The sequence below is a fragment of the Burkholderia sp. AU16741 genome (assembly GCF_002223345.1).
GTDB classification, from domain to species: Bacteria; Pseudomonadota; Gammaproteobacteria; order Burkholderiales; family Burkholderiaceae; genus Burkholderia; species Burkholderia sola.
In genome coordinates, this window is sequence record NZ_NKEZ01000009.1 from 260225 (window position 1) to 285075 (window position 24851).

Annotated in this window: 23 protein-coding genes; 6 read left to right on the plus strand and 17 right to left on the minus strand. The window is 68.0% G+C overall.

The features are described 5' to 3' along the window. Positions 1 to 11 precede the first annotated feature (11 nt). Entirely contained in the window at positions 12 to 749 is a 738-nt protein-coding gene (hutC, locus tag CFB89_RS28440; RefSeq protein ID WP_089470845.1) for a histidine utilization repressor, read from the plus strand. An 84-nt stretch (positions 750 to 833) separates the two neighbouring features. Here the strand turns inward: hutC and CFB89_RS28445 are convergent, their stop codons facing one another. The 3 genes from CFB89_RS28445 to CFB89_RS35700 all read right to left on the minus strand — a co-directional run bounded on the left by CFB89_RS28445 (position 834) and on the right by CFB89_RS35700 (position 3146). After that, positions 834 to 1682, minus strand: coding sequence for a phytanoyl-CoA dioxygenase family protein (locus tag CFB89_RS28445; RefSeq protein ID WP_089470846.1), 849 nt, complete (start codon positions 1680 to 1682; stop codon positions 834 to 836). 31 nt (positions 1683 to 1713) lie between these two features. Beyond that, a complete protein-coding gene (locus CFB89_RS28450) occupies positions 1714 to 2517 on the minus strand; it encodes an ABC transporter substrate-binding protein (RefSeq protein WP_089470847.1) in 804 nt (267 codons plus the stop codon). Positions 2518 to 2801: 284 nt separating this feature from the next. Continuing rightward, positions 2802 to 3146: a hypothetical protein gene (locus CFB89_RS35700; RefSeq protein WP_089470848.1), complete on the minus strand. Its 345-nt coding sequence runs from the start codon at positions 3144 to 3146 to the stop codon at positions 2802 to 2804. Between the two features lie 58 nt (positions 3147 to 3204). Here CFB89_RS35700 and CFB89_RS28460 point away from each other — a divergent pair, with 58 nt between their 5' ends. Beyond that, positions 3205 to 4068 (plus strand): LysR family transcriptional regulator, encoded by an 864-nt coding sequence (locus CFB89_RS28460; RefSeq protein WP_089470849.1) that lies wholly within the window; start codon positions 3205 to 3207, stop codon positions 4066 to 4068. A 54-nt stretch (positions 4069 to 4122) separates the two neighbouring features. Here CFB89_RS28460 and CFB89_RS28465 read toward each other — a convergent pair whose 3' ends face one another. The 3 genes from CFB89_RS28465 to CFB89_RS28475 form a co-directional block, all read right to left on the minus strand. Then, positions 4123 to 4596 carry a nuclear transport factor 2 family protein gene (locus CFB89_RS28465; protein ID WP_089470850.1) on the minus strand — a complete coding sequence of 158 codons (474 nt, stop codon included), beginning with the start codon at positions 4594 to 4596 and terminating at the stop codon, positions 4123 to 4125. A 54-nt stretch (positions 4597 to 4650) separates the two neighbouring features. Beyond that, positions 4651 to 5835 (minus strand): amidohydrolase family protein, encoded by a 1185-nt coding sequence (locus tag CFB89_RS28470; protein ID WP_089470936.1) that lies wholly within the window; start codon positions 5833 to 5835, stop codon positions 4651 to 4653. Positions 5836 to 5902: 67 nt separating this feature from the next. Then, positions 5903 to 7102 carry an amidohydrolase family protein gene (locus CFB89_RS28475; protein ID WP_089470851.1) on the minus strand — a complete coding sequence of 400 codons (1200 nt, stop codon included), beginning with the start codon at positions 7100 to 7102 and terminating at the stop codon, positions 5903 to 5905. Between the two features lie 463 nt (positions 7103 to 7565). Between CFB89_RS28475 and CFB89_RS28480 the strand changes: the two genes are divergently transcribed. Both CFB89_RS28480 and CFB89_RS28485 read left to right on the plus strand, forming a co-directional pair. Further along, the gene (locus CFB89_RS28480) at positions 7566 to 8216 is read left to right on the plus strand and encodes a glycine zipper 2TM domain-containing protein (RefSeq protein WP_089470852.1); all 651 of its coding nucleotides are present in this window, start codon (positions 7566 to 7568) and stop codon (positions 8214 to 8216) included. Between the two features lie 280 nt (positions 8217 to 8496). Then, positions 8497 to 9006 carry a GNAT family N-acetyltransferase gene (locus CFB89_RS28485; RefSeq protein WP_089470937.1) on the plus strand — a complete coding sequence of 170 codons (510 nt, stop codon included), beginning with the start codon at positions 8497 to 8499 and terminating at the stop codon, positions 9004 to 9006. 474 nt (positions 9007 to 9480) lie between these two features. On the opposite strand, the gene CFB89_RS28490 is transcribed toward CFB89_RS28485, so the two are convergent. Next, on the minus strand, positions 9481 to 10665 hold the full coding sequence (locus CFB89_RS28490) for a M20 aminoacylase family protein (RefSeq protein ID WP_089470938.1): 1185 nt from the start codon (positions 10663 to 10665) through the stop codon (positions 9481 to 9483). A 41-nt stretch (positions 10666 to 10706) separates the two neighbouring features. Beyond that, positions 10707 to 11939 (minus strand): diaminopropionate ammonia-lyase, encoded by a 1233-nt coding sequence (locus tag CFB89_RS28495; RefSeq protein ID WP_089470853.1) that lies wholly within the window; start codon positions 11937 to 11939, stop codon positions 10707 to 10709. A 179-nt stretch (positions 11940 to 12118) separates the two neighbouring features. On the opposite strand from CFB89_RS28495, the gene CFB89_RS28500 reads away from it, so the two are divergent. After that, positions 12119 to 12595 (plus strand): Lrp/AsnC family transcriptional regulator, encoded by a 477-nt coding sequence (locus CFB89_RS28500; protein WP_059581607.1) that lies wholly within the window; start codon positions 12119 to 12121, stop codon positions 12593 to 12595. 63 nt (positions 12596 to 12658) lie between these two features. Here the strand turns inward: CFB89_RS28500 and CFB89_RS28505 are convergent, their stop codons facing one another. From CFB89_RS28505 to CFB89_RS28535, 7 genes are all read right to left on the minus strand, one after another. After that, positions 12659 to 14383 carry a tannase/feruloyl esterase family alpha/beta hydrolase gene (locus CFB89_RS28505; protein WP_089470854.1) on the minus strand — a complete coding sequence of 575 codons (1725 nt, stop codon included), beginning with the start codon at positions 14381 to 14383 and terminating at the stop codon, positions 12659 to 12661. 33 nt (positions 14384 to 14416) lie between these two features. Continuing rightward, positions 14417 to 15562 carry a porin gene (locus CFB89_RS28510; protein WP_089470855.1) on the minus strand — a complete coding sequence of 382 codons (1146 nt, stop codon included), beginning with the start codon at positions 15560 to 15562 and terminating at the stop codon, positions 14417 to 14419. Between the two features lie 73 nt (positions 15563 to 15635). Then, the gene (gene mhpT / locus CFB89_RS28515) at positions 15636 to 16841 is read right to left on the minus strand and encodes a 3-(3-hydroxy-phenyl)propionate transporter MhpT (protein WP_089470856.1); all 1206 of its coding nucleotides are present in this window, start codon (positions 16839 to 16841) and stop codon (positions 15636 to 15638) included. A gap of 215 nt (positions 16842 to 17056) precedes the next feature. After that, the gene (locus CFB89_RS28520; protein ID WP_089470939.1) at positions 17057 to 18943 is read right to left on the minus strand and encodes a feruloyl-CoA synthase; all 1887 of its coding nucleotides are present in this window, start codon (positions 18941 to 18943) and stop codon (positions 17057 to 17059) included. Positions 18944 to 18954: 11 nt separating this feature from the next. Then, positions 18955 to 20403, minus strand: a complete 1449-nt coding sequence (locus CFB89_RS28525; RefSeq protein ID WP_089470857.1) for an aldehyde dehydrogenase — start codon at positions 20401 to 20403, stop codon at positions 18955 to 18957. A 71-nt stretch (positions 20404 to 20474) separates the two neighbouring features. Then, complete coding sequence (locus CFB89_RS28530; protein ID WP_089470858.1) at positions 20475 to 21305, minus strand: p-hydroxycinnamoyl CoA hydratase/lyase; 831 nt, start codon at positions 21303 to 21305, stop codon at positions 20475 to 20477. Positions 21306 to 21539: 234 nt separating this feature from the next. Next, on the minus strand, positions 21540 to 22076 hold the full coding sequence (locus CFB89_RS28535; protein ID WP_089470859.1) for a MarR family winged helix-turn-helix transcriptional regulator: 537 nt from the start codon (positions 22074 to 22076) through the stop codon (positions 21540 to 21542). A gap of 243 nt (positions 22077 to 22319) precedes the next feature. Here CFB89_RS28535 and CFB89_RS34560 point away from each other — a divergent pair, with 243 nt between their 5' ends. Then, a complete protein-coding gene (locus CFB89_RS34560) occupies positions 22320 to 22760 on the plus strand; it encodes a hypothetical protein (RefSeq protein ID WP_144030173.1) in 441 nt (146 codons plus the stop codon). Positions 22761 to 22875: 115 nt separating this feature from the next. Here the strand turns inward: CFB89_RS34560 and CFB89_RS28540 are convergent, their stop codons facing one another. Then, a complete protein-coding gene (locus CFB89_RS28540) occupies positions 22876 to 23778 on the minus strand; it encodes an SMP-30/gluconolactonase/LRE family protein (protein ID WP_089470860.1) in 903 nt (300 codons plus the stop codon). A gap of 50 nt (positions 23779 to 23828) precedes the next feature. Beyond that, positions 23829 to 24848 carry an L-arabinose ABC transporter permease AraH gene (gene araH / locus CFB89_RS28545; RefSeq protein WP_089470861.1) on the minus strand — a complete coding sequence of 340 codons (1020 nt, stop codon included), beginning with the start codon at positions 24846 to 24848 and terminating at the stop codon, positions 23829 to 23831. Positions 24849 to 24851: the final 3 nt, after the last annotated feature.

The window sequence follows — 24851 nt, forward strand, 5'->3', positions numbered from 1 at the left end:
AGGATCCCCCGATGGTCACGAAGACCACCGCACCGTTCCAGCAGATCAAGACGCTCGTTCGCCAGAATGTCGATGCGGGCGACTGGCGCCCAGGGGACCGCATTCCGTCCGAACTCGATCTCGCCGCGCAGTTCGGCGTCGCGCGCATGACGGTCAATCGCGCGCTGCGCGAGCTGACCGAGGAAGGCGTGCTCAAGCGCATCGCGGGCGTCGGCACCTTCGTCGCCGAGGTGAAGCCGCAGTCGAACCTGCTGATGATCGCGCACATCCGCGACGAGATCCGCGCGCGCGGTCACGAATACCGCTGCCGCGTGCTCAGCCAGTCGCGCGAGCCCGCGTCGTTCGACGTCGCGGCCGCGTTCGGCCTGCCGGTCAACACGCCGGTCTTTCACGTGGTGTGCGTGCACGAGGAAAACGGCCGCCCGATCCAGCTCGAGGATCGCTACGTGAACCCGGCCGCCTCGCCCGGCTTCATCGATCAGGATTTTCAGATCGAGCCGCCGTCCGAATACCTGTACAACAACGTGTCGCACTACGAACTGGAAATCGAGCACGTCGTCGACGCGTCGCTGCCGACCGGCGAACAGGCGAGGCTGCTCGACATGCGCGCCGACGAGCCGTGCCTCACGCTCACGCGCCGCACGTGGACGGACGGGCTGCCCGTCACGTTCGTGCACTTCCTGCATCCTGGCAATCGCTACCGGCTCGGCTCGCGTTTCAAGCCGGGCGCGGGGCGCCACCCGACCTGATCCTTCGTCGCACGCGCCAGGAACGCACGGCGGCCGTTTCGCCCCTGAAACTGCCGCCGGATTCGTCACCTCGACGCACCGGAGTCAGATCCCATCGACCTGCCCCGCATCGCGCGACCACACGACCGGAAACAGCGGGTGATCGAGCGGTGCGCCGTCCGGCAGTTGATCCGCGAGCCCGGGGAAATCGGGTGACGTTTTCCAGCGGCGCGGCGCGTGACGGATGTCGTCGCCGACGAAGCGAATCGAAAACGCGCGCCGCCGGTTCTGCGTGCCGCCCGACGCATGCAGCGTGAGCATCCGGAAACACACCATGTCGCCCGGTTCGAGCGCCCAGCGACGGATCGGGAAGGCCGCGCGGTCGGATTCGATGTCGGGCAGGTCGGCAAGGCTGCCTTCCGGAAACCACTTCGCCTCCTTGTCCATGAACGTGCGCGGCATCAGCCACGGCCCGCGATGCGAGCCCGCGACGAATTCCAGTGTCGATTCGAGCGGCACCGGATCGACCGGAATCCACATGCTGACGTTGTCGTCGCCTTCGATGTCGTAGTACGGCTGATCCTGGTGCCACGGCGTGCGCTGCCGCGTGCCGGGCTCCTTCACGAGCAGGTGGTCGTGATGCAGCCGCACGTGGTCCGTGCCCATCAGCGCGGCGGCGACCGACGGCGCCGGCGAGCGCACGATGAAGTCGCGATACGCGTCGTTGTGCCGCCAGTTGCAGAAATCCTCGAAGAACCAGCCCGGATCGTCGGGCCGGCTCGCGACTTTCGCGCGTTCGCTCGGTTGCGCGAGGTTCGCGTCGATGCCGACCCGCAGCGCGGCCACTTCGTCGGGCGAAAAGATGCCCTTGATGCAGACCGCGCCTTCCTCGCGGAACGCGGCGATCAGCTCGGGCGTCACGGCTTGCGCGACGCGATCCTGAATGCTCGTCATGGTGTGCCTGTCGATCGGATGAGTCACGGGGTCACGGCGCCGAAGTCAGTTGCTGCTTTGCGCCGTAGATGTCGAAGTCGAAGTATTTCGCGGCGATCTTCTGGTACGTGCCGTTCGCGCGGATCGCGACGATCGCGTCGTTCAGCCGCTTCTTCATGTCGGCGTCGCCCTTGCGTATGCCCATCGCGACGCCGTAGCCGGTGATCCGCGCGTCGGTCACGTCCGGCCCCGCGAACGCGTAGCCCTTGCCGCGCGGCGTCTTCAGGAACGAGTAGCCAGCCTGCGTCTTGTCCTGGAACGTCGCATCGAGGCGGCCGTTGACGAGATCCTGGTACACCTGGTCCTGGTTCTGGTACGAGACGATCGTCACGCCCTTGGTCGCCCATTCGGCCTTCGCATACGCCTCCTGCGTCGTGCCCTGGTCGATCCCGACGCGCTTGCCGGCGAGCGATGCGGCGCTCGGCAGCAGCTTCGAGCCGACCGGCGCGACGAGTGCGCCCGGCGACGCGTACAGCTTGTTCGAGAAGTCGATCTGCTTGAGCCGTTCGTCGGTGGCGGTCATCGCGGACATGATCACGTCGAACTTGCGCGCGCGCAGCGCCGGGATCATCCCGTCGAAGCTTTGCTCGACCCACACGCACTTCGCATGCAGTTGCTCGCAGAGCGCATTGCGCAGGTCGATGTCGAACCCGGCGAGCGAGCCGTCGGGCTGCTTCGCCTCGAACGGCGGATACGTGGGGTCGATGCCCCAGCGGATCGTCGACGTGTCCTGTGCGAACGATACGAGCGGTGCGAACGCCAGCGCGGTGACGAGGAGCTTTGCGATGCGGTTCATGGCGGGTCCTTGAAAGTCTCGACGCGGCAGGCGATGCCGGCGTCCGGTGGAGGCGCCGCGACGAGAAGCCGGCACGGGGCGCGAAAGACGGACTTCGATGAAATTGCGATGCAGTCTAGACCGCATAATTTTTGGGCGCAAGCGGAGAAATGAGGAGCGCGGCGGATTGACGGAAGATAGAAACCAAGGAAGCGTAACGATGCTCCATTGACGGCTTTTTTATGGAATGCTCGAATGTTTACCCTGCGCTATGCACGCGAGCGTCAGAACGTGTATTCCGGATGTTAGCGAGAGGAAGTCGCCCACACCAGCAACCACGTCAATCTGTCGCCCGATATTCCATTGAATCCGTCAGTAATGCGCCCTATACCGCGATCGAATTTTTCAGCGCGATATCGCACCTCGCCTCCGTGATCGACGTTCACGTTCGCATCGATCGGCGTGCGTACCGTCTCGACATGATCGCGATCGGCCGCCGGAATCAACCCGGAGCCGCGACACCGGTTCGTGCCGTGCAGATCGGCGTCGTGCGCGAACGTCCTCCACGGGATGTCGTCAAGCACCTCACGACCCCGCAAAACACCCGCCCAGCTCCGGCGAAACCGCGATTGCCCGCGATGCCCCACCATGTTAAAAGTCGTCGCACGCATTTGAAAATGAAATACCCGAATCCCTAGAAGTGCATAAATGAATAGACCCCTGTTCGACATCGACCTGCTGCGCGCGCTGGTGATGGTCGCCGACTGCGGCAGTTTCACGACGGCGTCCGCGCGCCTGCATTCGACGCAGTCGACGGTCAGCCAGAAGGTGCGTCGCCTCGAGGAAATCGCCGGCCACCGCCTGCTCGATCGCGGCACGCGCGACGTGCGGCCGACCGATGCGGGCGTGACGGTGCTCGGCTATGCGCGGCGCATGCTCGCGCTGAACGACGAGATGCTGGAGGCGCTGTCGGGCGCGACGGTCGCGCTGACGATCCGGCTCGGCGTGCCCGACGATTTCGCGGCGGGCCGCACGACGCACGCGCTCGCGGCGTTCAAGCGCGAGCATCCGCAGGTGAAGCTCGAAGTGACGTGCGGGCTGAGCCGCGACGTCAGCGCCGCGTACGATCGCGGCGAACTCGATCTCGTGCTGATCAAGCAGCGGCGCGACAGCCGCGAGGCGGTCGTGCGCTGGCCGGAGAAGCTGCGCTGGATCGACAGCGCGAAGCATCCGTCGATCGATCTCGACCCGGTGCCGATCGTCGCGTTCCCGCCGCGCGGGCTCTACCGCGACGACATGATCAAGGCGATCGAGGAACGCGGCCGCCGCTGGCGGATCAGCTTCACGACGTCGAGCCTGAGCGGCATCCAGGCGGCCGTCGCGGACGGGCTCGGCATCAGCGTGCTGCCCGCGCGTGCGGTAACGGACGAGCATGTGGTGCTGGCCGCGAAGCAGGGCTTCGCGCCGATCGAGCACATGGACATCGCGATCCTGCACCGGCCGACCGCCGATCCGATGGTCAGCGCGCTGACGAAGACGCTCGCGGCGATGCTGGAACTCGAAGGGCGGTAGGCGAAGCGGATTTCAAACGGGAGCGGCACACAGGCGCGCCGCGCGCCACACGCGTCAGAACATCGTGTTGCCGTTCGCCGCCTGCTCGGGCACAGGCTGGTTGACGTCCCAGTGTTCGACGATCTTGCCGTGCTCGAGCCGGAAGATGTCCATGATCGCGCTGCCGCGCGTGCCCGGTTCGCGCACCGCGTGCACGTGCAGGATCACGTAGTCGCCGTCGACGAACGAGCGCTTGATCTCGCTGTGCGACTGCGGATATTTATCGCGCAGAAACGCGACGAACTTGCGGAAGCCGTCGCGTCCGTCGGCCGCGTTCGGGTTGTGTTGCACGTAGCGATCGCCGACATACGCGAGCGCGGCGTCCGCATCCTTCTCGTTCAAACCTTTCTCGTAGAACGCGAGCACCGTGCGCCGGTTGGCTTCCTGCCGCGCGTCGGCCGGCCCGGCCGCCACCGCATGCGCGGCGCTCACGGCGAACAGGGCCACCGCCATCCATCGTGCGGCCCGTGCCGCGGTCGTGCGTCGCATCGTCGTCTCCCGACATCCGGCTGAAAACCCGATCATACCGGGGCGACGCGACGCTCAGACCAGCGCGCCGTCGCGCGCGACGATCTTCCCGGACGAGACGACGACGCGCCGCACCGGTCGCGCGACGACGGCCTCGGCGAACGTCAGCGCATCGACCAGGACGACGTCCGCGCGGCTACCCGGCCGCAGCCCGTAATCCGCGAAACCGCAGCCGCGCGCCGCGCCGTGCGTCACGCAGTCGAGCGCGACTTCGAGCGCATCGTCGCGGCGGAAATCGTTGCGCATGCCGATCAACATCGCGCGTTCGAGCATGTCGGGCGAACCGTACGGCGTCCACGTGTCGCGCACGCCGTCGTTGCCGCCGATCACGGTCACGCCCGCCGCGCGGCACGCGGCCACCGGCGGCACCGGCACCGCGGCCGGCGCGGTCGTGACGATCGCGACGCCGAGCTCGGCCATCCGCGCGAGCCGCGCATCGCGCTCGCGTTCGGCGAGATCGCCGAGACAAAAACCATGGCTGATCGTGACCTTCCCGTGCATGCCGTGCGCCGCGGTGCGCTGCAGGATCAGGTCGAGCGAATACGCGCCCATCGACCCGCGCTCGTGCAGATGGACGTCGAGCCCGCGGCCGTGGCGTTCGGCGATCGCGAACAGCACGTCCACCGCCTCGACCGGATCGCCTTCGATCGCGCATGGGTCGAGCCCGCCGAGCAGGTCGGCGCCGGCGTCGAGCGCGTCGGACAACAGCGCATCGGTGCCCGGCCGCTTGAGCACGCCCGATTGCGGAAACGCGACGATCTGGATCTCGACCTGTCCGCGCAGCGTTTGTCGCGTCGCGAGCACGCCGTGCAGATGACGCAGCCCGGCGTCGGTATCGACGTCGACGTGCGTGCGGATGCGCGTCGTGCCGGCCGCGAGAAACGCGCGCGCCAGCGCGAGCGACGCGGCGCCCGCGTCATGGCCGCTCGTCGCGCGATAGTGGCGTTCGTTCTCGATACGGTCGACGAGACGCGGCCCGACCGCGTTGCGATACCACGGCATCCCCCAGTGGGTCTTGTCGAGGTGCGTATGGCCTTCGACGAGGCCCGGCAACGCCAACGCGCCCGCGCCGTCCTCGATCGCGCAGCCGGCCGGGGCCTCGAGCGACGGGCCGACGCGCGCGATGCGATCGCCTTCGATCAGGATATCGAGCGCGGCGTCGGCGTTCGTGCGGACATTGCGGATCAGCAGGTTCGTCATGTCGGTTCCGGTCGGGTCGATCGATGCAAGGCGGCCACGGCACATGCCGTGCCGCCGGTCGGGCGAATCAGCACGTGAAGCGCAGCGACGGCGCGAACGGTGCGCCCGTATCGCTTTCGCCGCGGCGGAATACCCAGCGTTCGGCCGGCACGCCCGCGACGGCCGCCGCCGCATTCGGCGCACGCACCGCGACGAAGCTCGCGTCGCAGCCTACCGCGATTCCGTAGTTCTCCTTGCCGATCGCGCGCGCACCGGCGTGCGTCGCCATGTCGAGTGCGACGCCGAGCGCTTCGTCGGTGTAGAAGCCCGATCGGTAGCCGACCATCATCGCGCGCTGCAACATGTCGCCGTTGCCGTACGGCCACCACGCGTCGCGGATATTGTCGTTGCCCGCGAACACGTGCACGCCCGCGCCGCGCAGCCGTTGCACCGGCGGGAACGCGCAATCGCCCGGCGCATTCGTCAGGATCGATACACCGGCGTCGGCCAGCGCCGCGGCGGTGCGCTGCACCTCGTCGTCGCTCACCTGGCCGAGCGCGTACGCATGGCTCACGTTCACGCGCCCGCCGAGCCCGGCCGCGCGCGTGCGCGCCGCGATCCGCAGCAATTGCGCGATGCCCGTTTCGCCCGGCTCGTGCAGGTGGATGTCGATTTTCGCGCCGTGCTTCTCGGCGATGCCGAACACGATGTCGAGCTGGCCGTCCGCGTCGCCGTCGAGCGTCGTCGGATCGATTCCGCCGACCACGTCCGCGCCTTCGCGCACCGCGGCGTCGAGGATCTCGGCGGTGCCCGGGCACGTGATCACGCCGGCCTGCGGAAACGCGACCAGTTCGATGTCGACGATCCCGCGCCATTGCTCGCGCGCGGCCATCACGGCGTGCAGGTTCGACAGGCCCGTCGTCGCATCGACGTCGATGTGGCTGCGCATCGCGATCGTGCCGAACGCGGCGGCCTGCGCGATCAGCGCGTTCGCGCGCTCGACGGCCGGCGGCGCGTCCGCGAGCTGGCGCTTCTCGACCGCGAGCCGCTCGCGCAGCGAGCCGACCGGTTCGTGCGGCACCCAGCGATCGCCGACGAAGCTCTTGTCGAGATGGATGTGTCCGTCGACGAAACCAGGCAGCACGACGCGGCCGTCGAGGTCGATCGTCTGCGCGCCGGACGCGGCGGTGCACGCGGCGCCGATCGCGGCGAAGCGGCCGTCGCGGACGACGAGATTGACGGGCCGGCCGCCGGCGTCGCGGACGTTGATGAAGAGTCGTTCGGTCATGGCTTCGAATGTGGGGCGGTCGCGGCGCGACACCGGCGCGGACAAGGGAAGGAACCGCGGCCGGCGCGGCGCGACCGTTGGCAGGGAATGCGGCCACGATATCGGACGCCGCTGCGCGAGGCCAATTAAATGTCGCGATGCCGCGCATTCGATTTCGCGATGTGCGGCGCGCGGGGCCGCCGGGCCGGCGCGCAGACGGGTTGCGCCGGCCGTGGAAACGGCTGGAATGTCGGCGGCCGCGCGCGGGCCGCAGCGCGGGCACGCGTGCGCCGGGAAACCGCGTCGCGCCGTTGCCGGTCGCGGCTTCGGCGCCCCGCCCCACCGGCGATTTACGCGGCAACAGACTTTACACGTTGTTACCCGGCCACACCGGACGCGCATCCGGCCATTCCTTATACTCACGCCGAGTTCGCCACCCTGACGGGAATCCAGCGGCGGACACGTTGCCGATGCAGGAATCATCATGATGCGCATGCCTTCCACGAAGACCGTTCTGTTCGCCTCGCTCGTCGCCGTGGCGGCGCTTCCGCTCACCGCGTGCGTCGCGCCGGGCTACTACGGCGCGCAGCCGGGCTATCCGCAGCAGCAGCAATACGCGACGCCCGGCTATCCGCAGCCCGCGTATTCGCAGCCGGGCTACGTGCAGCAGCAACCGGCTTATCCGAACCAGGCGCCGCAACCGTACGATCAATACGGCAATCCGTCGCAATACGGCTCGCAGCCGTATGACCAGTACGGCAACCCGCAACAGCAATACGCGACCCCGTACGGCACGCAGTACGGCACCGTGTCGAACATCCAGCCGGTCAACGGCTCGGTCGCCCCGTCGGGCATCGCCGGCACCGTCGTCGGTGCGCTGGTCGGCGGGCTGGTGGGCAACCAGTTCGGCCGCGGTCACGGCCGCGATGCGGCGACCGTGATCGGCGCGCTCGGCGGTGCGGTGGCCGGCAACCAGATCGGCCAGCAGGTGGGCGCCGCGCAAGGCCCGAGCAGCTATCGGATCGACGTGCAGGTCAGCGACGGCTCGATGCGCTCGTTCGACGTGCAGTCGCCGGGCAACCTGCGTCCGGGCGACCGCGTGCAGATCAACGGCAATCAGTTGTCGCGCTATTGATTCCCGTTGCGTGCGCGTGAGTTGGTCGCGCGCACGTCGCCGGTTCGACGTCGCGCGTCAGCCCGACGCGACCGCGCATGCGCTTGACGCGCTCCCGCCTTGACGGCGGTACGACGCACCGCCATCACCGCGTTCTCCGTTCACGATCGTGCGCGCAGCCCGTACGGCGCACCGCACGTCGCCACGCGGCAACCGGATTCCTATTAGGATAAGGACGATGCATCCCGCGACCGCGGCAGCGGCGCGCCGGCATGCACGCCACTCGACCGGAATGCCCCCGATGACGATCACGATCCGCCAGCTTGACGCCGCCGACGCGGCGCAGTTCCAGACCGTCCGCCTGCGTGCGGTCGACACGGCACCCACGTCGTTCCTGCCGACGCTCGACGAAGAGTCGCAGGTGCCGGTCGACGAATTCGCGAAGCGCCTCACGCCGACGCAGGCACAAGCCGTGTTCGGCGCGTTCGACGGCGACACGCTCGTCGGCATCACCGGCGTACGCCGCGATGCGCGCATGAAGATCGCGCACAAGGCGACGATCTGGGGCGTGTACGTCGACGCCGCGTATCGCGGGCAACGCATCGCGCAGGCGCTCCTCGACAGCGCGACCGCGCATGCGGCCAACGCGTGGGGATGCAGCCAGCTGATGCTGTGCGTGAACGAGGTCAACAGCACCGCGGAGCAGCTTTACGCCTCCCAAGGGTTCGTGCGGTTCGGCACGGAGCCGCGTTCCCTGTTCGTCGATGGCCGCTTCTACGACGAGCACTACATGATCAAGACGCTGGCTTGACGCATTCGCGTTCGCGTCCGGGCACCAACCGGGTCGCACGCGAACCTCGTGGCGTGTTGCTTCATCTCATCGCTTGTCGGTGATCGTCGTGTTGACAACCCTGCAGGGTGAAAGGGTATCGATGCGCTGATCGGCGGATCACGATTTATACGTCGTCGTACTACATTGCGGAGTCGGGACGCGACAGGCGCGAGATACGCATTTGTCGTTTAGGTCGTTTTCACCAAACATTTGTGCTAGATGTGTGCGCACACTCACATCGAAGAATGGACCGCTTAGAGACAAGTTGTCGTATGTTTATGCGCAAAAACTTTTGCTGAATCGCCGCGTGCTGATCGCGCCGTTCCACAACATGATCCTCGTGCGCCTGCAAACGACGGCCGACGACGAATGATCTCGACGCGCCGGCAACCCGGTGCGCTCGAGCATCGATGCGTCGCCGATGACGCAGGTGCACCGCCCGCGCCCATCCCGCTACACCGCCTTCAACGCGCGCCGCGCCACTTCCGCGAAATATCGCGCGCCGATCGGCAAAATCTCGTCGTTGAAATCGTACGTCGCGTTGTGCAGCGGCACGCCGCCCTGCCCGGCCGCTTCACCGTTGCCGATGAACACGAAATTACCCGGCACCGCCTGCAGGAACGCGCCGAAATCCTCCGAGATCATCATCGGCTGCACGTCGGCGTTCACCGCGTCGGCGCCCGCGACGTCCGCGGCGGCCTGCACGGCCGCGTCGACCCATTCCGGCGAATTCACCGTCGGCGCGAACTCGTGCGTGTACTCGAACGTGCAGGTCGCGCCGTGCGTGCGGCAGATCCCTTCGCCGATCTCGCGCATCCGCGCCTCCAGCAGCGCCTGCACGTCGCGCGAATAGCTGCGCGTGTCGCCCTTGATCGTCACGGTCGACGGCAGCACGTTGCGCAGCCCGTCGGTGATGAATTCCGTGCACGAGATCACCGCCTGCTGGCCGGGGTCGAGATTGCGCGACACGATCGTCTGCAGCGCAAGCACGATCTGCGAACCGATCACGATCGGATCGATGCCCATGTGCGGCCGCGCCGCATGCGTGCCGCGCCCGTCGATCCGGATCACGAAATTGTCTTCGCTCGCCATGATGCCGCCCGCACGCGTCGCGAACGTGCCCGCGCGCATGCCCGGCATGTTGTGCGCGCCGAAGATCGCGTCGACCGGGAAGCGCTCGAACAGCCCGTCGGCCATCATCGCCTTCGCGCCGCGGCCGTGCTCTTCCGCCGGCTGGAAAATGAAACGCACGGTGCCGTCGAAATCCTTGCGCTCGGCCAGCAGTTGCGCGGCGCCGAGCACCATCGACATGTGGCCGTCGTGCCCGCACGCGTGCATCTTGCCGGGCGTGCGTGACACGTGCGCGCGGTCGGGCGCATGCTCGACGATGTTCAGCGCGTCCATATCCGCGCGAATGCCGATCGCGCGCTGGCCGGTGCCGGCCGTCAGGTTCGCGACGAGCCCGGTGCCGCCGATGCCGCGATGCACGTCGAGCCCGAGCGTCGTCAGGATCCGCGCGACGTAATCCGACGTGCTCACTTCTTCGAAACCCGTTTCCGGGTGCTGGTGCAGATACCGGCGCCAGGTCTTCAGTCGGCCCTGCAGCGTGCTTTCTGCCATTGCGTCGATTGTGTCCATTGCGTTCGCCTCGTCGGTGGTCATGTCGGTCGTCATGTCGTTCAGGCCGCCACCGCCGCGCGGCTCAGCCAGTCGCGCTGGCGCGCGAGCACCGCGTCGGCCGTCTCGCCGACGCAGTTCCGGTACACCGACGGCGCGGTCGCCCCTTCGGTGTTGATCGCCAGCACGCGCGCGTTGGCGTCGAGCCCGACCTGCCGCGCGCGCGCCGGGTCGCGCATCAGCACGGCCAGCCCCGCCACGGCGGCCGCGCCCGATTCGCCGGCGACGAGCGGCACGTCGCGTTCGCTGCCGGCCGCGAGGCCGCGCATCGCCTGCACCGCGTCGTCGTCGTCGATCAGCATGAAGTGGTCGATGCACATCTCGAGGAAATCCCACGCGAGCGGCGACGCCTCACCGCACGCGAGCCCGGCCATCACCGAATCGACGCTGCCGCTCGCCTTCGTCGCGCGCCCGGCCAGCGCGCTCTGGTACAGGCAATCGGCCTGGCGCGGCTCGACGACGACGAAGCGCGGCCGCTGCACGCCGTCGCGCTCCCACAGGTAACTCGCGACGCCCGCGGCGAGGCCGCCCACGCCGCCCTGCAGGAATACGTGCGTGAACGGCCGCCCGTCGCCCTCTTTCGCCTGCGCGGCCGCTTCGGCGGCGATCACGCCGTAGCCCTGCATCACGTCGCGCGGACTCGCTTCGTAGCCGTCGTACGACGTATCCGACACGACGTACCAGCCGTTCGCCTGCGCGAGCTGAGCCGCGCAGACCACCGATTCGTCGTAGTTCCCCGCGATGCGCACGATCCGCGCGCCATACGCGGAGATCGCGCATTCGCGCTCGGCGTCGACGTTCGCGTGCAGCACGATCACGCACCCGCAGCCGATCGCGCGCGCGGCGGCGGCCAGCGCGCGGCCGTGATTGCCGTCGGTCGCGCTGATCACCGTCAGGTCGGCCAGCGCCGACGCGTAGCGGCCGGTGAGAAGCCCTTGCGGATCGAGTGCCTGCGCGCGGCGCAGCCGCTTCACGAGCCGCACCAGCGCGATCGGCGCGCCGAGCGCCTTGAAGCTGCCGAGCGGCGAGCGGCACGACTCGTCCTTCACGCTGACGCTCGCGACGCCGAGCCGCGCGGCGAGATCGGGCAGCGCGCGCAGCGGCGTGCGCGCGTGGCCGACGAGCGGCCAGTGCGCGAGCCACGCGCCGCTTTCGTCGGCCGACGCGATGTTCATCACGCGGCGCAGCGCGTCCGGATAGGCAGTGCGCGACGCGCGCGGGTTGTCGATCAGCATGACGTAAGGCTCCGGAGCGGGACCGCCGGGGGGTCCGTCGGGTGAGTCGGGTCGGGCAGGCGCGGGTTGCGCGCGCCGTCGGTTGGAAAAATAATATTGCGCAGGCGGGCGAACGAAATCGCCAAATCGACCGCTCCGACGCAAAAATTTCTCATTCTTTCGAGGTTGCACGCGCCATCATGACGACTCCTCTCGATGCGTTCGATCGCAAGCTGTTGATGGAAGTCCAGCGCGACGCGCAGACGCCGCAGGCCGAGCTCGGCGCGCGCGTCAACCTGTCGACCGCCGCCGTGAACCGGCGGCTGCGGCGTCTCGCGGAAGCGGGCGTGATCGAGCGCTATACGGCCGTCGTCGCGCCGGACAAGGTCGATCATCCGCTGACGATCGTCGTGAACGTCGAGGTCGAGAGCGAGCAGATCGACCAGCTCGATGCGATGAAACGCGCGTTCGAGCGCTGCCCGCAGATCCAGCAGTGCTACTACGTGACGGGGGAATGGGATTTCGTGCTGATCCTCGCGGTGCGCAACATGGATCAGTACAACGCGCTCACGCGCGAGTTGTTCTTCGCGAACAACAACGTGAAGCGGTTCAAGACGCTGGTGAGCATGAGCCGCGTGAAGGTCGGGCTCGACGTGCCGGTCGATGCCGGCGAGTGAATGCAACGATGAAACGGCCGGCGCGCGGCAGCGTGCGCCGGCCGTCTCCCGTCGACGGCTACGTCAACGACAACTGAAGCTCGCCGCCGAGTTCAAATCGCCCGAACCGTTGTAGCGCGCGACTTGCGGATACGGGCACAGCGGCCGCGTGCGTCCCGCGCCCCACGACGCGGGCACGTCCGCGTTCGGCACCGCGTTCGTCGCGTCGCGCGCGGTCGCCACGACCGCCGCGGGCGCCTGCCCCTGTTCGACCCACGCTACGAGCGGCGTCAGCATGTCGAACTGATCGGCGGCCGGCCCGCCCGAGCAGTGGTTCATCCCCGGCACCGGATAGAAGCGTGCGAAGCTCGACGCATCGCCACCGTTCGCCTGCGCGACCTGCGCATACCAGTCGCGCGTGTCGTTGAACGAGAACACCGGGTCGCCCGTGCCGTGATAGACGAGCAGCTTCGCGCCGCGCGACTTCAGCGCGGCGAGGTTCGTCTCGTCGGGCGGCGTCATGAACGACCATGACGATTGCGTGTAAGTGCCGTTCGTCGCGAAGATCGCCGGCGCGTCGTTGTCCATGTCGAAACCGAGCGCGAAGCCGGCGAGGTTCGCGAGCGTCGCGGCGGTTTTCGGCGGCGTCATGAACGTGAACGCCATCGCGGCCGGGTCGAGCATGATCGAGTTCGACTGCTTCCACGCGGCCCAGCCCGGGCCCGACATGCCCGGATCGTACGGAAAGCTCGCGTACAACGCCGTGCCCGCGCTGTTGCGCGCACCGGTGAACACGTTCTCCAGCGCGGTTTTCTGCGCGGGCGTCAGGCAGGCGCCCGTGCGCGTGCCGTTCGCGCAGGTCGGGATATCCGCATCGACGCTGAAGTGCGCCTGGCACGCGGCGACGTCCTGCACCATCCCGTCGGCCGCGCCGTCGAGCGCATCGCATTTTTCGACGATCTTCGCGCCGACGAACTGGCGTTCCGCATCGTTGAAACCGCTACGGATGTCCGGCAGCCCGTTCGTTCCCGTGGCCGACGCGATCTTCGCGAACTGCTGCGCGCCGTACATCTCGCCGATCGCCGCCTTCGGCAGATGGAAGCCCGGATCGCCCGCGATGATGCCGTCGTAGTCGGCCGGGTTGCGCACCGCCGTCACCATCGCGTGACGGCCGCCGTTCGAGCAGCCGCCGAAATAGCTGCGATCGGGCGCCTTGCCGTACGCGAGCCGGATCACCTGCTTCGCCATCGGCGTCAGCGCGTCGACGGCGCCGTAGCCGTAGTCGATCCGCGCCTGAGGATCGAGGCCGAACAACGGATTCTGCGCGGCGCTGTGCCCGGAATCCGAGCTGATCACCGCGAAACCCTGGTTCAGCGCGTTGGTCAACGGCCCGCCGCCGCCGATCTCGCCGGTCGCGGTCACGACGTTGCCGTCGAGCCCGCCGTTCGCCTGGTAGAAGAAGCGGCCGTTCCACGCTTTCGGCAATCGCATCTCGAAGCCGATCGCATAGGTCTTGCCGTCCACCGCGCTCACGCGCTCGTTCATCTTCCCTTCGATCACGCAGTGCTCGGCGACCGGCTTGCCGGCCACCGTCAGCGCGCCGGCCGCCGCGGTCGTCACCGACGTGAACGACGTGTTCGCATACGCGAGCTTCGCGGCGAGCGCGTCGCAGGTCTGCGCCATCGCGGCAGGCGTCGCGGCGCTCATGTGCGTGGGCGGGGCGCTGATCGAATCGTCGCCGCCGCAACCGGCGAGCAGGGCGGCGGCGGACAGCGGCGCGATACAGAGGAACGCAGATTTCCTGTTCAAGATAACTCCCGTTCGGTTCGTCACGCCGGTCAATCAGAACATGTGCCGCACGCCGACCATCGCGCCGAGCTGCCCCATCCCTGCGCCCGGCGTCGTGCCCGGCCCGCCGCCGCTGACCGCGTAGCGTGCATGCGCGCTGTTCCACAGATACGACGATTGCGCATAGACGGCCGTGCGCTTGGTCAGCAGATAGGTCGCGCGCAGCGTGGCCATCGTCGCGCGCGTGTCGTGCGCGCTGTTGACGATCCGGTAGCCTTCGCCGTCGACGATGAAATCGGGCTTCACCGCATACGACGCGCCGAGGAAGAACAGGTCCGAATGCGCGCCGGGCGCGGCCGGCGAACCGGTCGACACGCGCCGCCCGATCCAGCCCGCGCCGATCTTCGCGCCGGCCGCCTGCGCATACGCGCTCACGTGCGCGCGCGCGTCCTTGCCGCCGCTGCTCGTGAACGGGACGGGCGCCACGCCATCGAAGAAGTTCGCGGCCGCGCCGGTGCCGCCGCGCTGTTCCTCGTACGACGCCGCCGCACCGAAATACGCGCTGTCGTACTTGAGCATCAGCGACCAGTTGCGGCACTGCACCGCGTCGCCCGGCACCTGCCCCGCGCACGTGCCCTGCCCCGGCGAGTTGCCGGTGCCCGCGCCGTCGCGGCCGAACGAATAGGCGGCGCCGAACGTCACGCCGCGATACGTGCCGACGTAGGTCACCGCGTTGTCGGCGCGGCCGTTCGGCACGTATGCGTCGAACGAGCCGAGCCCGTAGATGTCGGGGCCGATGATGTCCGCGCCCTGCAGCGCGAGGTAGGTCATCGTGTACTGACGGCCGAACGCGAGCGTGCCGAAGCCGCTCTTCAGCCCGACGAACGCCTGGCGCCCGAACAGCCGGCCGCCCTGCCCGAGATCGCCGCCGCGCACGTTGAAGCCGCTTTCGAGCGTGAACACCGCCTGGTAGCCGCCGCCGAGATCCTCGGCGCCGCGCAGGCCCCAGCGCGACGGCAGCTCGCCCGTCACGCCCGGCATCCGCACGACGTGGTCGCCTGCCGCGTTCGCGTGAGACACGAACTCGACGCCCGTATCGATGATCCCGTAAAGCGTCACGCTCGACTGCGCGTGCGCGCCCGGCGCGGCGAGCGCGCAGCACGCGCCGGCGGCCAGCAGGCCGTTCCTTGTCTTCTTCATCGTTGCGTCTCCAGACCTTGAGTAAGCGCGCTCTGACGGCGCGCATTGAAAAAATCGAACCGTCAGCCGCCAGTCAGTCGCCGGCTTGCGGGCGGCGAATCAGCACGAATGCGGCGAAGGCCGCGACGAGCGTGACGGGGATGCTCGCGCCGATCACGACCGGCGCGCTGCGGCCCGCGGCCAGCAGCGTCGCCGCCGCGAGCGGCCCGACGACGGAACCGAGCCGGCCGACCGCCACCGCCGCGCCGACGCCGGTGCCGCGCATCGCCGTCGGGTAGTAGATCGCCGCGAGCGCATACAGCACCGACTGCCCGCCGACGACGAACATCCCCGCCGCGAACGCGGCCGCCGCGAGCGACGCGAAACCGGGCGCGGCCGCGAGCGCGGCGAGCGACAGCACGATCCCGACATACATGCCGCCGACCACGCGCGACGCGCGCATCCGGTCGAGCGCCGCGCCGATGCCGAGCGCGCCGAGCCCCGCGCCGACGTTGAACGCGATCTGCACGAGGCCGACGTGTGCGCGATCGAGCCCGCGCGAGGCCATCAGCGACGGCAGCCAGTTCAGCAGGAAGTAGAGGACGATCAGCGTGCAGAAGTAGCTGACCCACAGCGCGACCGTCGACGTCGTGCGGCCGTCGCCGAACAGCGTCTTCCCGACGCTTGTGCGCGCGGCCTGCGTGCCTGCGACGTCGAGATACGCGCGCGATTCCGGCAGGAACCACACGAGCAACGGCACGAGCAGCAGCGGGCCCACGCCGCCGACGTAGAAGATGTGCCGCCATTCGGTGTCGCCCGCGAGCAGCACGCCGATCACCGACGCGATCACGCCGCCGAACGGGATCCCGCAGTACATCGTCGCGACCGCGCTGCTGCGCGAGCGCGGCTCGACCGCTTCGGACGACAGCGCAATCAGGTTCGGCATCGCGCCGCCGAGGCCGATGCCGGTCAGCACGCGCACGACGACGAGCATCGCGAACGTCGATACCTGCGCGGTCGCGATCGACAGCAGCCCGAACAGCACGACCGATGCGATCAGCACGCGCTTGCGGCCGATTCGGTCGGCGAGCCGCCCGCCGAGCATCGCGCCCGGCAGCAGCCCGAAGGTGCCCGCGCTGAACGCGATGCCCATCTGCGAGACGGACAGCCCGAATTCGCGCGCCATGCGCGGCGCGGCGACACCGACCGACTGCAGGTCGAGCCCTTCGAGGAGTGCGATCGCGAAACACAGCGCAAGCGTGGTCGCGACCGTGGATTTTTCGGCAACGTAAGTGTTCATGTCTCCATTCCCATGTCTTTGTAGTCGGTCGGCCCTGCAACGGCCGCCGCGCGCCGCCGCCGGCCAGTGGCGGTTCGGCGCGCGAGGTGTCGTATGAACGGCCGCCTTTATCAGGCAACCTGATTCATTGGCCGCGAAAGTGCCTGCCGGTGTCATGGCCGGCCGGTCGTCGTGCCTGCGTGTTGCTTACCGCTGCAACTGCTCGCGCGTGCTGCTTACGCGTAAATCACGTCGGGATCGCGCCGCGCCGGGTCGTACAGCGCGTCGATCGTCGCCGCGCGATGCTTCTGCACGGCCGCCTGATTCAGCGAACCCTTGTCGGTCACTTCGCCGAGATCGAGCGACGGCGGCGTGTCGATCAGCCGGATCCGCGCGACGAACGTCGAACCGCCGCTCGCGTTGCGGTTCAGCGCGGCGAGCCATGCCGCGAACGCCGCGCGCACGGCCGGCGCGCGCAGCACGTCGGTCACGGACGCATCGGCCGGGAGCCCCGCCAGCGCCCGGCATGCGTCGACGCGCGGAAACACCAGCAAGCCGATGTCGCCGCGATTGATGCCGGTCACGACCACGTCCTGCACGTACGGCGCGCCGGTCGACACCGCGTTCGCGCGCAACGGCCCGACGCTGACGAACGTGCCGCTGCTCAGCTTGAAGTCCTCGGTCAGCCGCCCGTCGAACAGCAGCCCGAGTTCCGGACGCTCCGGATCGGCGAAGACGCCCGCGTCGCCGCTGCGGTAATAGCCTTCTTCGTCGAACACGTCGCGCGGATCGACGTCCGCATGCCAGTAGCCGCGCATCACGTTCGGCCCCTTGAAGCGCAGTTCGTGCTTGCCGCCGCACGGCACGAGCTTCGCGTCGCAGCCCGGCGCGGGCAGCCCGATATAGCCGGCGCGCATCAGCGGCCCGGTCGTGAACAGGCACGACGGCGACGCCTCCGTCATCCCGAGGCCGGCCATGATCCGGATGCGCTCGCCGCAATGCGCTTCGGTCACGCGGTCGAGCCGGTCCCACGCGGCCTGCGACAGCCCCGCGCCGCCGAAGAAATACAGCTTCACGCGCGAGAAGAACGTGTCGCGCAGTTCAGCATCGCGCTCCAGCGCGGCAGTCAGCTCTTCCCAGCCCTTCGGGACGTTGAAGTAGATCGTCGGCGCGATCTCGCGCAGGTTGCGCACCGTTTCGTCGAAGCGGCCGGGCATCGGGCGGCCGTCGTCGATATACAGCGTGCCGCCGTTGTACAGCGCGATGCCGAGATTGTGACTGCCGCCGAACGTGTGATTCCACGGCAGCCAGTCGACCAATACCGGCGGCTCGCGCGTGAGCTCCGGCATCGTCTGGCGCAGCATCTGCTGGTTGCTGCACAGCATCCGGTGCGTGGTCGGCACGGCCTTCGGCTGCTTCGTCGAACCGGACGTGAACAGGATCTTCGCGAGATGGTCGGGACCGACCGCCGCGTGGACCGCGTCGATCGTGCGCGGGACGGTGGCGAGCAGGCGCGACAGCGGCACCGCGCGACCCTCCGCATCGACATCGGCATCGCGCGCGACGATCAGCGTCGCATCGGCCGGCAAGGTCGCGTCGAGCGCACGCGCGAACGGCGCGCGCTCCGCGACGAACACCGCGCCCGGCCGCAGCACGCCGAGCGTGTGACGCAGCTTGCCGTAGTCGGTCGACACCAGCGAATACGCGGGCGAGATCGGCGAATACGGCACGCCGGCCAGCATCGCGGCGAACATCATCTGCAGATGCTCGAGATCGTTGCCGGACAGCACCGCGAGCGGACGCTCGGCCGACAGCCCGAGATCGGCGAGGCCCTGGCCGATCGCGCGGGCGCGTTCGAGCATCTGCGCGTAGGTGAACTCGATCCAGCGGCCGTCGGCGCCGCGCCGTGCGGCCAGCACGCGATCGGGGTGCGCCTGCGCGCCGCGCACGAGGCAGTCGGTCACGCGCGTCGGGTAGTCGCCAAGCGGTTCGCGCGAGCGCAGATACCACGTGCCGTCGGCCGCGCGGCGAATCTCGGCCGCGCCGACCGCGACGTCGGCCGCGCGATAGCGCACGGCGTCGGCGTGTTGCGCGACCTGAAGCGGCGCCTTCTTTGCATTCATCGTCGGCTCGCTCATATGGGATAGTGCCGCGGCGCGGTCTGCACGGTGATCCAGCGCAGCTCCGTGAATTCGGCAATCGACGCGCGGCTGCCGAAGCGGCCGTAGCCGCTCGCCTTCGTGCCGCCGAACGGCATCTGCGCTTCGTCGTGCACGGTCGGCCCGTTGACGTGGCAGATCCCCGATTCGATCCGGCGCGCGACGGCCATCGCACGTGCGATATCGCGGCTGAACACGCTCGCCGACAGCCCGAACTCGCTGTCGTTCGCGAGCGCGACCGCTTCGTCGTCGCTGTCCGCGCGCAGGATCGCGACGACCGGCGCGAACGATTCCTCGCGGTACAGCCGCATGTCGCGCGTGACGCCGTCGACGATCGCCGGCTGCATCGTCGCGCCTTCCACGCGGCAGCCGAGCGGCAGTTGCGCGCCGAGCGCACGCGCATCCTCGACCAGCGACGCCGCGCGCGCGGCGGCCGACGCATCGACCATCGTGCCGAGCGGATGGCCGGCCAGCGGATCGCCGGCGACCAGCGTGCGCGCCTTCGCCGTCAGCCGTTGGACGAGCGCATCGGCGATCGGCCGCGCGGCGATCACGCGCTCGGTCGACATGCAGATCTGCCCCTGGTTGAAGAATGCGCCGAACGCGATCGCGTCGACGGCCGCATCGAGATCGGCATCGTCGAGCACGAGCACCGGCGCCTTGCCGCCGAGTTCGAGCAGTACGGGTTTCAGGTGCGCGGCCGCGTGGCGCGCGATGATCCGGCCGACGTGCGTCGAGCCGGTGAAGTTGATCCGCTTCACATGCGGATGCGCGATCATCCGCTCGACGAGTTCGGGCGCATCGGCCGCCGCGTGCGTGATCACGTTCACCACGCCCGCGCCGAGCCCCGCTTCGTCCAGCACCGCGCCGATCAGCGCATGCACGCCCGGGCACGCCTCGGACGCCTTCAGCACGACCGTGTTGCCGCACGCGAGCGGCATCGCCAGCGCACGCGTGCCGAGGATCACCGGCGCGTTCCACGGCGCGATGCCGAGCACCACGCCGCACGGCACGCGCATCGCGAGCGCGAGATTGCCCGGGACGTCGGACGGGATCACGTCGCCGGCGATCTGCGTCGTCATCGACGCGGCCTCGCGCAGCATGTTCGCCGCGAGCGTCGCGTTGAAGCCGAGCCAGACGGGCGTCGCGCCCGTTTCGGCCACGCCCGTCGCGACGATCTCGTCGATGCGCGCGTCCATCAGGTCGGCCGCCTTCAGCAGCCGGCGGCGCCGCTCCGTCGGCGCAAGCGCCGCCCATGCGGGGAATGCGCGGTGCGCGGCGTCGATCGCCGCGTCGGCGTCGGCCACGCCGGCGGCCGGCGCGCGCGACGCAAGCGCGCCCGTCGCGGGGTTGAAGCGGTCGAAGGTGCGGCCGTCGCGGGCGTTGCACCGCTCGCCGCCGATCAGCATCCGTCTGTCGGTCATGTCGTCTCCTGCCTTGCCTGTCTCTTGCGATTACGCCGGCGGTGAAGCCGGCGGCTGCGTCCGCGCTTGTATCAGCGCTTGTATGCCTGCAGGCCCGGCTTGATCGTCTTGTCGTCGAGGAACTGCTTCAGACCCTGCTCGCGGCCGCGCTCCGGATCGCGCAGTTGCGCCTGGTCGAGCTTCGCATACAGGTAATCCTCGCACTGCTCCCACGTGAGTTCGCGCGAACGCTTGAAGCCGTGCTTCGCCGCGCGCAGCACGACCGGGTTCTTGTCCATCAGCCGCGCGGCGAGCGCGATCGTCGCGTCGCGCAGTTCGGCGAGCGGCACGCTGCTGTTCACGAGGCCCATCTCGGCCGCTTGCGCGCCGGTGAACGTATCGCCCGTCATGATGTAGTGCAGCGCGCGGCGGTGGCCGACCGTATCGGCCATCGCCTTGCTGACGAGGTTGCCCGGCGGGATGCCCCAGTTGATCTCCGACAGCCCGAACACCGCGTCGTCCGCCGCGATCGCGAGGTCGCACGCGACGAGCGGCGAAAACCCGCCGCCGAAACACCAGCCGTTCACCATCGCGATCGTCGGCTTGTTGTACATCCGCAGACGGCGCCACTGCCATTCCGACGCGTCGCGGCGCACCTTTTCCTGCAGCGCGTCGGAGCCGCCGTCGATCTCGCGGAAATATTCCTTCAGATCCATGCCGGCCGTCCACGCGGCGCCCGCGCCGGTCAGCACCAGCACCTTCGCCTCGTCGTCGAACTCGACCGCGTCGAGGACGTCCAGCATCTCCCGGTTCAGCGTCGGGCTCATTGCGTTGCGCTTCTCGGGGCGGTTCAGCGTGACCCACGCGATGCCGGCCTCCACTTTCACTTCAACGGTCTGCCAGCGATTGTCGTACTTGCTCATGTCTGTTCCTGTCGTTCGTTTCCAGTGCGATTCGGTGCGCAGCGTTCCTGCTGCGGACGGCTTCATTTAATATCAGGCTACCTGATATTGCAAGCGGCACGAGCGCCGGTGTAAACCCGGAGCGGAACGCGGAGAAAGCGGGGGGAAATCAGGGAGCGGTGGGGCGGCCGTCGATGGCGCGTACGAAGCGCGCGCGGGCCTGGCGGGCCCGCGTCGTGAACATGCGGGAAGCGGTCAGCCGCGCAGGTTGCGGGAGAACAGTTCGAGCGCGCGCTGCACGTGCGCGGCGTCGTCGGCCGGGATGTCGCCGAGCATGCGCGCCTCCAGCGGGCGCAGCACGGCTTCGCATTCGCGCAGCATCGCCGCGCCCGCGTCGGTCAGCGTCAGCAGGATGATGCGGCCGTGCGACGGGTCGGCTTCGCGCGTGACGAAACCGCGGGCGGCCATCACGCTCATCACTTCGTTCGCCGATTGCGGCGTGATCCACGAGCGCTCGGCCAACTGCGCGTTCGACGATGCGCCGCGCGCTTCGAGCACCGACAGCGCCGTGTATTGCGCGAGCGTGATGCCGAGCGGCGCGAGCGCGTCGGTCATGTGGCGGCGCAGCAGCCGGTCGAGGCCGCCGATCACGTAGGTCAGGCGCTGTTGCACGCGCGGCTTCGGTTTGTCGCCCGGGGTGCGGGCGTTCTTCGCGGGGTTCTTCACGGCGCCTGCCGTGGCGCTCGTCGCGGCGTTTTTCGGTTTCGCGGGCTTGGTCGGAGTGGAACTCATGGCGCGGACTGGGAGGAATTGCGGGCCATCTTACCAGCAGGTCGGGGGGCGAACGCATAGTCGCGCCATCACGCTCTGTGTCCCTCCATGTTCTCAGTTGCCTCGTATAAGTACGAAATTATCGGTCGGCACACTAATTAAATTACCAAAAACAATCGATTCTCATCTTGAAAACGGTTCATCATTTCACGATGGGGTAAAAGAACAGCTTCAACCAAATCTTCACCGGGTGGAGTGACTGCGATGCTGGAACCAACAATGGCTAACATAGGACGAAATACGCAGACCGGCCTCCGCCGAATCACTGGGTTAGCCATTCTCGTATTTTTTCTGATTGGCTTTTCCATTCATATGACCAGGCCAAATTATCGTCGGTGTGATTTTTTTGAAAAAGAATTGAATGGAGGGAATAAAGAATTTGGAGGTGTGGAATATTATGCAAAGTTGTGTGGCGCGAATGTTCAGAATGGGCATGAAGTGAGACTTCAGCTTTTTGACGGAACTGGGGAATTGCGCGCTCAACGCTATTTTTCATACTACGTAAATTCGGCAACTGAGCGAGAACTGGCAGATGGTGTCGGCGGAATCGTATATTACGATAGCTCGAGCAGTGATGTGATGCAGTTGCTCGCGATTCCGCCTACCAAATGGGATTGGATTCGCGCCCGACTACCTTTATTTTAATTGTGGTGATCGTGTGCAAAAGAAAAGCCCCCGAACCTTCACAAGCCGGGGGCTTTCGTCATTCTGCGCCACTTCGGGTTGCCAGCCGATAGAACCTGTCGTCCATACCCACCATTCATCCAGTACGTGCCCCTGCAAACCGCGCCGTCGGCAACCCCGCGTAGCGCGTTTGCGCGACGAACACACCACCCGCGTGCGCATCGCCGGCCAGCGCGTCATCGCTCAGCCCGACACGCGCACTCGTCACATACAGCCGGCCGTCACCGTCAATTGCAACGCAACTCGGCTGCGCGGTCGGCACCTCAACGCGATCCGTCTCGACCCCGTCCGGCCCATAACGCACCACCCTTCGCCCGCCCCACTGCGCATTCCACAGCCCGCCGTCACGATCGACGATCGAGCCGTCCGGATCGCCGTCCGCATCGGTCAGCCGCGCGAACTGCCGCACGTTGGCCACATCGCCGCCCGCACGGTAATCGCACACGAAAATCTCGCGCACCAGCGAATCGCAGAAATACATCTTCGACCCATCCGGCGAGAACCCGATGCTGTTCGCGATCGCGGCCGGCGGCAGCGCGAGCCGTTCGAGCGTGAGGTCCGGATTGAGCCGATAGAACCCGCCGACCGCGCGCGGCGGCTCGGCGCCTTCGTCCTTCATCCCGAACACGAATGCGCCGGCACCATCACAGCGCCCGTCGTTCAGCCGCGTCGGCAGATCGGGCTCGACGTCGACGATCCTTGTGAATGCGCCGGTGCGCAAGTCAAAGAACGCGAGATGCGTCGCGAGCCCGACGAGCAGCACGTCCGGATCGTCGGTCAGCGCGAAGCACGCGAGCCGTTCGGGCATCGCCCACTGCGCGAGATCCGAACCGTCCGCGCGGCAGCGCCACAGCCGCGCGCCTTCGATGTCGACCCAGTACAGCGCGTGGGTCCTGTCGCACCACGTCGCGCCTTCGCCGAGCGTGTTGCGGCTGTCGGCCAGCAGCGTCGCCGACGCGGCCGGATGAGTCTGTTGCATGCCGTCTCCCGATATTCGTCGTCTATGCAGGCGGCCGCGCGGGATCGAAGTCAGATCTTCATCGCGCGCCGCTGGTTGCGACGATACTGGTCGAACAGCACCGCGAGCAACAGAATTCCGCCGCGTATCAGATATTGGTAAAAGGTCGGCACGTTCAGCAGGCTCATCGCGTCCTGCACGGAGCCCATGATCAGCACACCGACCAGCACGCCGGAAATCGTCGCGACGCCGCCGGTCAGCGACACGCCGCCGAGCACGCACGCGGAAATCACGCCGAGTTCGAGGCCGACCGACGTCTTCGGGTCGCCGAGGCTCATCCGCGACGCGAGCATCACGCCGGCGAAGCCGGTCACGAGCCCCTGCAGCACGAACACCGTGATCTTGATGCGCATCACCGGCAGCCCCGCGAGCAGCGCGGCCTCGCCGTTGCCGCCGACGGCCAGCACGTTCTTGCCGAACACCGTCTTGCGCAGCAGGAAACCGAACACGACGAAGCCGACGATGTTGCTCCAGATCGGATACGAGATACCGAGGAACGACCCGCCGCCGAGATCGAAGAAGCGCTCTTCCGAGATCATCACCGCGTCGCCGTTCGACGTGATGAACGCGAGCCCGCGCACGACTTCCATCATCGCGAGCGTGACGATCAGCGAGTTGATCCGCCAGCGCGCGATCAGCACGCCGTTCACGAGCCCGACCGCGCCGCCCGCCAGCACGCCGCCCGCGATACCGAGCACGACGCTGTGCGTCGCGGTGATCAGCGTCGAGGCGACCACACCCGAAAAAGCGACGATCGATGCAACCGACAGATCGACCTCGCCGAGCGCGAGCACGAACATCATCGTCACCGCGATCGAGCCGATCAGCGTGACCGACAGCAGCAGGCCCTGGATGTTGCGGGAAGTGAGGAAGTCCGGCACGGTCAGCGACAGCGCCGCGAACAGCACCACAAACACCATCACGATGCCGGAGCGGTTGATCACCTGCCATAGGCCGCCACGCGGGCGTGCGGGCACGGCGGGCGTATCCGGGGAGGGGGAAGTACGTTGGGGTTGCATTGCCTGGCTCATAAC